Consider the following 11225-nt stretch of genomic DNA (forward strand, 5'->3'; position numbering starts at 1 on the left):
CATAGCCAGATAAGTAAACTGAAGTGGTCTCAATTTCGTGAGTAGGTTCTGCTGCGTATAGTAGGGGGGAGATAGACCGATCAGGTACGCGGAAAAGATAAATGATAGCGTCGTAATGCTTTATTTGGCAGACAATAGAGAAAAAGTACCTATTTAGGTCATTACTAGAATGATGCCACCTTGGTAGTCAAAGTTCCCTAAATCAATAGCGAGTCGACCAACATAGACTAAAAACAGAGAGCTGATAACAAGAAAGGTACTTTCTACGAACTCTAACGGCCATCATCAAGAACAAGAGAATACGTAAGATGATTGGTGTAACGCACTCCGTACCGAAGTGAATATAGTCAGTGACAACAAAAGCGCAGAATATTGAGATAGGAATATAGATGAAATTTATCGGCAGATAAATTTCGTTGTCGAAATAGGTTTTAAATCGCTGATTCTTGAACCCAGTATAAGAGCGCATTGAGAAGCTAGCCGTAATTGATACACAATAATTTACGTAGCATGTCACAGTCTTGATGATTGTAAACGCGCATTTCTACAGATTTGTCAGTATGTTAGCTAGATCAACAACGGAGGGGCACAATATTCACGTCCTACATGAAATAGAACGTGAACATGTTTAGAGGGATATATAAGAGTGATTAATCGTTATTAACGCTTGTTCTTCAAGTAACGTTTACGACGCTCTTCTTTTTTCTTAGCTTGTTGCTCTGCTTTCAGTGCAGCGGCTTCTTCAACTTCAATCAGCTCTTTAGTGATCATTTCTGGCAGCTCTAAAGTTACTTTACCTAAAGTGCCGTTACGAAGTTCATGCAGTAAGATCTCAGAACACTTATGAAGGTCAATATGACCACCAGCACGAAGTGCACCGCGCTTACGACCAATAGCTTCCATCAACTCGATATCAGACTCTGGTAGCTCTTCAATTTGGTAACGCTCTTGCAGTAGGTGAGGGTACTGCTTCGCAAGATATTCAACGGTGTAGAATGCTACTTCATCGTATTCCATCGCTGTATCTTTTACTGCACCTGTAGCCGCTAGACGGAAACCACTGTGTGGGTTTTCTACTTTAGGCCAAAGGATCCCTGGGGTATCAGAAAGAATCACGCCGTTTTGTAGGTTAATACGCTGTTGACGACGCGTTACCGCAGGTTGGTTACCTGTTACAGCGATTGTACGTCCTGCTAGGCAGTTGATAATGGTTGATTTACCCACATTTGGGATCCCCATGATCATAGTACGAATGTTTTTACCAATCTCTTCACGGTGCGGTGCCAGCTTACGAACCAGCTCCATGATGTGGTTCACTTCTTCTTTAACGCTGGTGGTAATTGCAATAGCCTTTACACCTTGCTCTTTTTCGAAATGCTCGATCCAACGTTCAGTTAACTCTGGATCCGCAAGATCACGCTTGTTCAGTACTTTTACACAAGGCTTATCGCCGCGCAGTGAGGAGATCATAGGGTTTTCACTACTGAACGGGATACGCGCATCCAGTACTTCGATGATCACATCAACCTGTGGGATAACTTCTTCGATTTCTTTGCGGGCTTTATGCATGTGACCCGGAAACCATTGAATAGACATAGAGATAAACCTTGATAAATATAGTTGCTGCACATTGTAAGGGTTCAATAGGGCGTGTAAAGCCATATCTATCCTGACGCTTAATTAGCTATGTGAATTTGCTTGAAGTATAGGCGACTTGGTGATGATTACTCAGCTCGTGATTAACTTAATGTGTTGAAGGCCATCATTTATGCGTAGTCATCTTTTCTACTTCCGTCTTGATACGCTTTGATTGTATTGAACAGGTATGTGATTTCAGCTTACCAAGTTCTGGATCCCCAAAATCGTTAGCGTGCAATGAGGAAGAGAGTAGCAATTAGGAAGATTATGGATTTACTAAACACGTATATACTTCTGAGAAAACAAAAGTATAAAGCCTCCCCTTAGGGGAAGCTCAAGTATTAATTGCAATAGATTGAGAACTTTGGAGAGAGTTACAGCGCTTTTTCTAATTCCGTTAGGAATCGAGAAATATCCTCTGCGCTAATGTCGCGGTGAGTAACAAAACGTACAGGGTTACCAGGTGTCATCGTAATACCTTGTTCGCTAAGTTCACCTGCGATACGGTTGATATCCACTGACTCGTCGAACTTCGCAAATACGATGTTCGTTTGAACAAAATCAGGGTTAACAGAGAAGCCTTCCAGTTTACTCAAGCCAATAGAAAGGTTTTTCGCGTTCTCGTGGTCAGTTTTGAGCTGAGCTACGTTTTCTGTCAGTGCCATTTTTCCTGCTGCAGCAAGAATACCTGCTTGGCGCATACCACCACCTACCATTTTACGTAGGCGACGTGCTTTCGCTATGTACTCTTTGCTACCGAGCAGTAATGAACCAATCGGAGCACCTAAACCTTTCGATAAGCAGATTGTCATCGAGTCGAAGTATTGTGCGATCTCTTTGATGTGGACATCTAATGCAACAGCTGCGTTGTATACTCGCGCGCCGTCTAGGTGCATTTGTAAGCCGTGCTGGTTTACGAACTCGCGAGCTTCGGCTAAGTAGGACATCGGAAGTACTTTGCCATTAATGGTGTTCTCTAGGCTTAAAAGCTTAGTTCGAGCGAAGTGACTGTCATCGGGTTTAATCGCGGCTGCCAGCTTTTTAAAGTCAAGTGTTCCGTCAGGATTGTTTTCGATCGGTTGTGGTTGAATGGAACCAAGTACCGCCGCCCCCCCAGCTTCATATTTGTAGTTATGTGCTTGTTGGCCACAAAGATACTCGTCACCACGTTCACAATGTGACATGAGGCCAAGCAGATTTGCTTGAGTACCTGATGAGGTGAACATTGCGGCTTCAAAACCCGTTTCTTTTGCAGCCCACTGCTCAAGTTCATTTACGGTTGGGTCGTCACCGTATACATCATCACCTACAACTGCGTTCGCCATTGCTTCGCGCATAGCTTGTGAAGGTTTGGTTACGGTATCAGAACGAAAGTCCATGTTTTTCTCCTAGAGTTCTTAGCCACATAGCCGGCTATAGATGGCCACATAGTTGGGCTTTACTTAAACAAGCGATAGTTTTGGTGTCGGTGATTTGATCGTTTCTTATTTTATCGTGTAGTTCTTCTAAGCTAAGTTCGATCACTTCTATTACTTCATCTTCATCACATTCAAAGCGGGTAGTGAGGTTGAGCTGTTTTGCTACAAACAAATGCTGAATCTCATCACAGAAGCCTGCGAGGGGGGTAACCTGCCCCAGACTTTGGAATGACTCTGCGCTAAAACCGGTTTCTTCTTCTAGCTCACGTTGAGCGCACTCTAGTGGTGTTTCATTGACTTCCATCGTGCCTGCGGGCAGTTCTAAAAGCCATTTTTTAAGTGAGGGGCGAAACTGGTTGATCAGGATGATTTTTCCAGAAGACGTAATAGGAAGAATAACGGCGGCACCAGGGTGATTAATTGTTGTATGTTTTATCAAGACGTTCGTAGGGAGCGTCACGTTCTCTTCTATGAGAGAAATACTTTTCCATTGATGGATAACTTTATTCATGCAGTCTGGCCACATTCCTTGCCAATTTTTCGTATTCGAAAGACATGCTCCACCATAACGCCTATGGTGTCGAAAATAAAAGAAAATTTAGGCATGGATTTGAATTAAATTTCACACCATGCGTGACTCTACTCTCAAATTTGCAATCTATGATTACACCGAAATTGCGGGCGTAACCATCTGATATAAATGGAACTCAATAATAAAATACACTTGTAACAAAGTGCTAACAAATGTATAAAAACATATCTACACTCTTTATTGTCCAAAGATTTTCGGAGTAATGCATGACCCCTTCTATTTCTTCACATGCTGACAAGGCGCTACTCTCTGAAAGAATTAACAAATTAGCGCAAGCTCTCTCTGATGGTGTCTATGAAAGAGAAGATACCATCAAGCTCTGTTTACTGGCTGCTTTGGCTGGTGAAAGTGTTTTCCTACTTGGCCCTCCGGGCATTGCAAAAAGTCTTATCGCTAAACGCCTAATCCAAGCTTTCGATAACAGCAGCTATTTTGAATATTTGATGACACGCTTTTCTACGCCTGAAGAGGTGTTTGGCCCTTTAAGTATCCAAGAATTGAAAGACAATGGGCGTTATGTAAGGTTGACTGAAGGTTATCTACCAACAGCTCAAGTGGTTTTTCTTGATGAAATCTGGAAAGCTGGCCCTGCAATCCTTAATACACTCCTTACCGTTGTCAACGAAAAAACGTTCAAAAACGGTAGCGATATTGAACGCGTACCAATGCGTTTATTGGTGTCAGCATCTAATGAACTTCCAGATGAAGATAGCGGCCTAGAAGCGCTTTATGACCGCATGCTTGTGCGAGTGTTTGTAAACCGTATTCAGAACAAACAAAACTTCAAATCGATGCTAACAGCGGGTACTTCTCAAGAAGCTGAGATTCCGAAGGGTTTAGCTATTACTGATATTGAATATCACCAATGGCAAAAAGAACTCGACAAGCTTGAACTGACGGACAATGCTTTCAACAAGCTGTATGAGTTGAAGACTATGCTAGAAGAGACAGTTAAGCAGCAGGGGTCAACTTCTGAATCTGATCTGTATGTTTCAGATAGACGTTGGAAGAAAGCTGTGAAATTGCTGAAGGCGAGTGCGTTCTTCAGTGGTCGTGACAGCGTCAACCCGCTCGATATTCTCTTACTTCAAGATTGTTTATGGCACAGCCCTGAATCACGAGATGTGGTTCGTAGTGTGGTTAAAGACTTTGCGTTGAACCTAGCTTTCGATCAACAAGAGTCTAAAGCTCAAATCGAAATGTCACGTGAAGAGCTTGAGGATATCCAAGACGAAGTTGAAGCAACACTCTCTGTTTCACTCTCTGTGGAAACAACCAGTGGCCTTCTACGTAAAGACGTTTACCATAACGATATTAAAAACGCGAAGACGTACAGCGTCGGCAGCGCTTACAACTTAGTCAAGTTAGTTCTGCTGCAAAGCAACATGTCAGTTTCAGAATCTGAGAAAGGTGATAGCCGCTGGGTTTACGTAGCTAAAGATGATTTCGACCGTGTGCTTAAAGAAGGGCACGGAGATATTTACGGTTACGTAAACGAAAACAAGAACCTGTGTCGCTTGAAGTTGGATCTTGACGCATCGAACCAACTAGTGATTAAAGACATCGCGAATCGCTCGGTATTAGTGAGTGTGGTGACAACTGATGGTTTGGACCATGAGCTTTACAATAAATGGTTGAGTGGTGCTGAGCGAGCACTTGAGCAGTTAAACGAAGCTGAATTCAAGTTAAAGCGAGTGCGCACCGATTTCCACGACGCGCTGCCTCACAACTATATCGATCCAGAGCTACCAAAAGCGATGGAGTCAAGTTTACAAGCGGTAACACAAGAGTTTGAGACTGCGAAAGTGAAGAGCAGCAAGATTGCTCAGCGTCTTAAATTTATGAGTCAGTACTTCGAGTAGAGGGGACAAGTATGTTAGGAGCAGACGGTTTAAACCTTGCTTTAATGGTTGCTGACTCAGGCATCATTGATACGGCGATGAATGATCTCATCGCCCGTTCTCAAGTGATGATGGCTGCCGAGAATAAAGGGGTTAAAACGTCGGTTAAAAACCACCTAGTGAAATGGCGCGGTAAAGTAAAAAAACGCGTCACGAAGGTGTGTGAGACCGACCGATTCCAAGAAGAAATCGCCCTTTACCAAGAAGTAATTCACTGGGATGAGTCCCAGTTTTTTGATGAGATTGATGGTGTCATCAAAAAGCTGGAGTGGCACTCAGCGTTTTACCTACAAGCTAGACGTCTGATAGAAAACAACAAGGGTGTTTATAATGCAATGTTCCCGCACTACTTCTGCGATCAGTGGTATCAATCGTTGTCAGATGCCATCAAGCAAGCTCAAGTAACAGAACTTGAAACAAGCAAAGAGAAAGTTTTAGCGGATCTCTACCAACGCATGGAAACCATGAAAAACATGGATAAAGTGACGGAATCTGGAGATGAGGGAAGCGTAGGACGTTTGTGGGACATGGCTTCTGCTAAGTTGAGTAAAACAGACTTAACTGTAATGAAGCGTCATGCAGAGTTTTTAAATAAACACAAAGGTCTACAAGAGATCGCCGAGAAACTGGGCCGTATGGCGGGCATGGAAGACGATCCTTCTTTACATAAAGCCCCTGTAGAAGAGCTGCAGATGGTCGAAGAGAAAAGCGATGAAGCCGTTGACGATATCGTTGGGATTCATGAAAGCGATGATCTTAACAAGATGCTGCCAAACGAGACTATGTTCTTGGCGTACCCAGAGCTTGAAGTTATCTTCTACAAACACTTGGCGGATAAACGCTTACTGAGTTATCGCTCCAAAGGTAAGTCTCGTACGTTACGTAAAGTTAAGGCACAAAAGCCAGATAGTAAACACGTTGATATCGAGAAGGGGCCGTTTATCGTTTGTGTAGACGCTTCCGGTTCTATGAGTGGTTTCCCTGAGCAATCTGCTAAAGCAATGGCCTATGCACTAATGCAAATCGCTTTGGCGGAAGAGAGGGATTGTTACGTGATCCTTTTCTCTTCAGAACAGATTACTTACGAGCTAACAAGACAAGATGGCTTACGTGAAGCGAGCGACTTCTTGAGTTACTCATTCCACGGAGGCACAGATTTGGAACCTGTATTGATGAAATCGATCGATTTGATGACAGGTGACAAATACAAGAATGCCGATTTAATCGTACTGTCTGATTTTATTGCCCCTAAGCAGTCTGATGAGATGATCGCTCAGGTTGAAAAGCTCAAGGAACATAAAAACCGTTTCCACGCAGTGAGCCTTTCTAAGTACGGCAACCCTCAATTAATGAGCATGTTTGATCATTGTTGGGCATATCACCCGAGCTTGGTTGGTCGCTTCATGAAGAAGTGGTAGATCGCGAATCATCAATTTAAGCCATTTTGCTGTATGTTTTTTAGCTAAAAAGATCGAACAAGCAGCAATTTGATTTAAATGTCAGCAAGCAGAATTTAAATTCAATTTTTTGTTTGACTATCTCTCCTTAATCCGTAAAGTAGGCACCCGAACACAGCGGAGTAGCTTGATTATTCCCTAAAGTGTTGAAACAAAAAGGCGCCTTGGCAGAGTGGCTATGCAGCGGATTGCAAATCCGTGGACCTCGGTTCGACTCCGGGAGGCGCCTCCATTCTTTCTCTTAGTTTGATAAGTTAAGATAAATTAGAATGAAATTGCGATACTAGCTCAGTTGGTAGAGCGCAACCTTGCCAAGGTTGAGGTCATCGGTTCGAACCCGATGTATCGCTCCAAATTTTGTAATGTTGATTCATATTGACATTAAGATGGTGTTTTACTTTTCAGTAATCGGCATCGCAATAAAGAATTGCGTGCCCTGGTGGTGGAATTGGTAGACACAAGGGATTTAAAATCCCTCGACGTTCGCGTTGTGCCGGTTCAAGTCCGGCCCGGGGCACCATCTATTTGGTTGTTACCTTTCGGGGTAGGAATCAAAAGAGTTGTTCTCTTAAAACACTATTGAGGGCGCCTTGGCAGAGTGGCTATGCAGCGGATTGCAAATCCGTGGACCTCGGTTCGACTCCGGGAGGCGCCTCCATAATTCAAAAAAACCAGTCCTAGCGGCTGGTTTTTTCGTTTCTGGCTTCTTACTTTTTATCTGCTCTGTTTAAGCATTCTGTTTTTACTTTTCATTTTGTTTTCTACAACTCGCCTTTGTCTGTGGCTACATAATCTTTATCGTTGATAAACCTGTAAATAAATCAAAGTCACAATTAAACATAATACTCAATCTGTTTCATTTTTTTTGGGGATGACCCTAATAAAAACATTACTATGAGTGATAGGCTTTCTCTTTATATTTCTTTAATTGTTCTATAAGAGGTTCTTAATATGCAATTTAGTCTAAAGAGGAAAATGGTTTTCTCTGTAGTTGTGGCGATTGCTTTTACATCCGCAATTCTTCTTTTCATGGGTTATAAGACTTTTCAAAGTAACAGCTGGCAGGCTATAGAGAGTGAAAGTCGTAACACGCTGAATGCCCATGCTAAAGGGATTAGTGATTGGTTTTACGATAAGAAACAAGCCGTACATGGTCTTCAACAACAGGTTCAACTTAACCCTTCATTAGATATTGTCCCGCATTTACGTCAAACCCTTGTTTCTGGTGGCTTTGGGTTGAGTTATTACGGCAATAAAGACGGGGAGATGTTCCGTCATGATCCTTCCCTAAATAAAGCAGGGTATGACCCAAGAGTTCGTGGTTGGTATAAAGAGACGTTAGCTCAAAACCAAGCCGTCACAACTAAGCCGTATGTCAGCGTTACGATGCAGGCACTTGTGGTTACGCTGACCGATCCGGTTACTGAGAACGGGTCGATTATTGGTGTAGTTGCTTCGAACCTCGCCTTGGACAAGCTGATTAAAGACGTATTAGCAATACAGGTACCAGGAAATGGACGCGCGATCCTTATCGACAAACAAGGCACGGTTGTCGCTCACCAAAACGAAGACTTTATTCTTAAACAGGTGAATGACATCGCTCCAGAGCTAAGTGTTGCTGGTTTAAACAGTGCAGCGCAGAATCTAACGACGATCTTTACCCAAGTTGATGGTCACGAAAGAGTGATCATGGCAGAGCCAATCAGCGGTACTGATTGGTTGCTTATGATTGAGATGGATAAAGATGTGTTGGAACAACCTCTATTTGATATGTTGGTCAGTCAGATCACTACAGGTTTGATTGTTCTGGTTGTGATGGCTGCGGCAACGTCTTGGTTTGTTGCTCGCCAGTTGGTAGAGCTAGGACGAGTAAGCGAAGCTCTGGCAGATATCGCAGAGGGTGAAGGTGATTTAACTCAGCGCCTTCAAGTCTCCAGTAAAGACGAAGTTGGTCAATTGGCCGATAAGTTTAATGTGTTTGTCGATCGACTGCATGGAATGATGACCAACGTTACCCAAGTCTCTACAGCGATGAACGACGGCGCTGAGCATGCCAATGAGAGTGCTCTAAAACGTAGCGATAGCGTAAGCCGACAGCAAGATGAAATTACGATGGTGGCAACAGCGGTAACTGAAATGGCGACTGCGACGGCTGAGATCGCTTCTAACGCGGACAATACAGCGAAAAGCGCGAGTCATTCAGTTGAATTGACTGAACAAGGCTTCCAAAAGATGGCAAAAAGCCAATCATCAATTAATGAGCTTGCTACTGAACTGACGAGCGCTGTATCTATTATTAGCGAGCTAGAAGAGCATGGACAACAAATTGCGTCTATCTTAGCGACGATACGCGAGATCGCTGAACAAACTAACCTATTGGCACTTAATGCTGCAATTGAAGCGGCGAGGGCTGGTGAACAAGGACGTGGCTTTGCTGTGGTTGCGGATGAGGTTCGAGTACTGTCTCAGCGTACTCATGCGTCAACTGAAGAAATTGAAGACAAGATCAAGCGTTTGCAGCAGGCAACGAATAGCGCGGTCAAAGTGATGACTCAAAGTCACGATATGGCGGAGACAAGCGTGCATGATGTTGATATGGCTGGAGAGAGTCTCGCTCAAATCCGTGAAACGATTCAAGTTATCAGTGATATGGCGACTCAGATTGCTTCTGCTGCTGAAGAGCAGTCACTGGTCACAGCGGAGATCAACGCTAATACAGAATCAGTTCGTGAAGTGAGTGACGTTATGGCGCTTGATGCGACGGAGGCAGTATCTCAGGCAGATCAGCTTAGCCGCTTAGCGAATGATTTGAAACAAGAGTTATCTCGGTTCAAGCTTTAACAACTAAAGCGCGATAGGGTAGACGAGAAAATACAAGAGCACAGACAGTCATCAGTTTGTGCTCTTTCTTTATCGTGGTGAGCGAGTCTCAGTGCTGATCAAAGAAGTCTTTATTACGTATGTATTTACTCATCAAGTGATAAGAGAACGGCCTAATCAACCAACTAAAGAGAGAGCGCCCTAAGCGAACAAAAGTCGGTGTATTTTCATAGATACGCCCGTTATAAAGCCAAAGTATCTTCCCCACATGCCAATACAGTAAAGGCACAGGTGGCATGAAAGTTACAATGTCGATGTCACAACATATGCGGTAGGTCTTTTTACTCAAGCGATAACGTTTCTTGAAGTTCCAATCTCCAATAGCAGGCTGTCCAAAAGTAACGATACGTTTTATGCAGCCCGGGTATTTTTGATCAAAGTAATCCGCAAAAACACAACCAATTGCACCGCCGGAAGAGTGGCCGGTAATAGCGATTCTTTTTCCTTGTTCTAATAAGGGCGCGAGAACCGTTTCCAACCGCTCGATCACGTTCAAGCCTAACTTATCTTCATTTCGACTTGGTTGACTCTCTTGAAATATCAGGTGATAAAACCCCGCATGAACTCGATAGTTAAGTCCAATCCTTTTGCAGCTTCTTGTCCATAGAGCAAAGTTAAGCAGCCAGTCTGAAACACTGTGTGACCCTTTAATAACCACGACCACTTCATCTTTGTCTTTACTCCACAGCACGCGAATCATGGTTTTACCAAACTGATTTTTGATGACTCTCTGACCGTTTGGAGCAAACCCATAACGAGTTTGTTTGAACCCACGAGAGTAGGCGAGGTTACAGAGAACGGCGTAGCGCTCATACTGGTATCGTTTTAGTGATTTCACAGCTTTAAACTTTAATGAGAGTTACTTAAAACTCTAGTTGTCGAGTGTGAAAAGTACATGAAAATATTAATTGAATGCTTTGATACTACGAAAAGGACTGGTGGATAGCTGTATTTCGAACTGTAATGCAGAGTCGAACACTCAATTGACCCCGAAGGTTAAGTATAAGAACCATACAAGCTGGACTAAATTTATTCTACAAAGTTCGATAATTAATCACTTGAATTAAAAGATAAAAATTTATTGTTGACGAAATTTTTCCATCCGTTAAAGTACACCTCGTTCTCACGGCTTAGGTCGCTGGGAGGTGGTGTTCTATTTCAGTAATAGGCACGCATAATTGCGTTGCCCTGGTGGTGGAATTGGTAGACACAAGGGATTTAAAATCCCTCGGCGTTCGCGCTGTGCCGGTTCAAGTCCGGCCCGGGGCACCATCTATATTGTTTCTATTTTTTAAGTAGAGTGATGAACAAAGAGTTGTTCTCTTAAATCACTATTAAA

Annotated in this window: 7 protein-coding genes and 5 tRNA genes; 8 read left to right on the forward strand and 4 right to left on the reverse strand. The window is 43.2% G+C overall.

Features of this window, described 5'->3' with window-relative positions; genetic code table 11:
- Positions 1 to 660: 660 nt before the first annotated feature.
- From ylqF to ACTRWI_RS20885, 3 genes are all read right to left on the reverse strand, one after another.
- Positions 661 to 1596, reverse strand: coding sequence for a ribosome biogenesis GTPase YlqF (gene ylqF / locus ACTRWI_RS20875; protein ID WP_004740137.1), 936 nt, complete (start codon positions 1594 to 1596; stop codon positions 661 to 663).
- Positions 1597 to 2012: 416 nt separating this feature from the next.
- On the reverse strand, positions 2013 to 3017 hold the full coding sequence (gene ltaE, locus ACTRWI_RS20880; RefSeq protein WP_499133661.1) for a low-specificity L-threonine aldolase: 1005 nt from the start codon (positions 3015 to 3017) through the stop codon (positions 2013 to 2015).
- A gap of 34 nt (positions 3018 to 3051) precedes the next feature.
- On the reverse strand, positions 3052 to 3567 hold the full coding sequence (locus tag ACTRWI_RS20885; protein WP_499133662.1) for an NUDIX hydrolase: 516 nt from the start codon (positions 3565 to 3567) through the stop codon (positions 3052 to 3054).
- Between the two features lie 287 nt (positions 3568 to 3854).
- Between ACTRWI_RS20885 and ACTRWI_RS20890 the strand changes: the two genes are divergently transcribed.
- The 7 genes from ACTRWI_RS20890 to ACTRWI_RS20920 all read left to right on the forward strand — a co-directional run bounded on the left by ACTRWI_RS20890 (position 3855) and on the right by ACTRWI_RS20920 (position 9847).
- Complete coding sequence (locus tag ACTRWI_RS20890; protein WP_499133663.1) at positions 3855 to 5510, forward strand: ATPase RavA domain-containing protein; 1656 nt, start codon at positions 3855 to 3857, stop codon at positions 5508 to 5510.
- 11 nt (positions 5511 to 5521) lie between these two features.
- Positions 5522 to 6967 (forward strand): ATPase RavA stimulator ViaA, encoded by a 1446-nt coding sequence (gene viaA / locus ACTRWI_RS20895; protein ID WP_499133664.1) that lies wholly within the window; start codon positions 5522 to 5524, stop codon positions 6965 to 6967.
- Positions 6968 to 7164: 197 nt separating this feature from the next.
- Positions 7165 to 7238 (forward strand) — tRNA-Cys (locus tag ACTRWI_RS20900).
- Between the two features lie 45 nt (positions 7239 to 7283).
- A tRNA-Gly gene (locus tag ACTRWI_RS20905) sits at positions 7284 to 7359 on the forward strand.
- An 80-nt stretch (positions 7360 to 7439) separates the two neighbouring features.
- A tRNA-Leu gene (locus tag ACTRWI_RS20910) sits at positions 7440 to 7526 on the forward strand.
- A gap of 64 nt (positions 7527 to 7590) precedes the next feature.
- Positions 7591 to 7664, forward strand: a tRNA-Cys gene (locus tag ACTRWI_RS20915).
- Positions 7665 to 7981: 317 nt separating this feature from the next.
- Positions 7982 to 9847, forward strand: coding sequence for a methyl-accepting chemotaxis protein (locus ACTRWI_RS20920; protein ID WP_499133665.1), 1866 nt, complete (start codon positions 7982 to 7984; stop codon positions 9845 to 9847).
- An 88-nt stretch (positions 9848 to 9935) separates the two neighbouring features.
- Here the strand turns inward: ACTRWI_RS20920 and ACTRWI_RS20925 are convergent, their stop codons facing one another.
- A complete protein-coding gene (locus ACTRWI_RS20925) occupies positions 9936 to 10724 on the reverse strand; it encodes a lipase family protein (RefSeq protein ID WP_499133666.1) in 789 nt (262 codons plus the stop codon).
- A gap of 347 nt (positions 10725 to 11071) precedes the next feature.
- Here ACTRWI_RS20925 and ACTRWI_RS20930 point away from each other — a divergent pair.
- Positions 11072 to 11158, forward strand: a tRNA-Leu gene (locus ACTRWI_RS20930).
- Positions 11159 to 11225: the final 67 nt, after the last annotated feature.

Source organism: Pseudoalteromonas sp. G5_S1_14_S5, assembly GCF_054968605.1.

Coding starts and splice junctions, on each gene's coding strand:
- ylqF (WP_004740137.1), bottom strand. CDS start 1,596: ATGTCTATTCAATGGTTTCCGGGTCACATGCATAAAGCCCGCAAAGAA.
- ltaE (WP_499133661.1), bottom strand. CDS start 3,017: ATGGACTTTCGTTCTGATACCGTAACCAAACCTTCACAAGCTATGCGC.
- ACTRWI_RS20885 (WP_499133662.1), bottom strand. CDS start 3,567: ATGAATAAAGTTATCCATCAATGGAAAAGTATTTCTCTCATAGAAGAG.
- ACTRWI_RS20890 (WP_499133663.1), top strand. CDS start 3,855: ATGACCCCTTCTATTTCTTCACATGCTGACAAGGCGCTACTCTCTGAA.
- viaA (WP_499133664.1), top strand. CDS start 5,522: ATGTTAGGAGCAGACGGTTTAAACCTTGCTTTAATGGTTGCTGACTCA.
- ACTRWI_RS20920 (WP_499133665.1), top strand. CDS start 7,982: ATGGTTTTCTCTGTAGTTGTGGCGATTGCTTTTACATCCGCAATTCTT.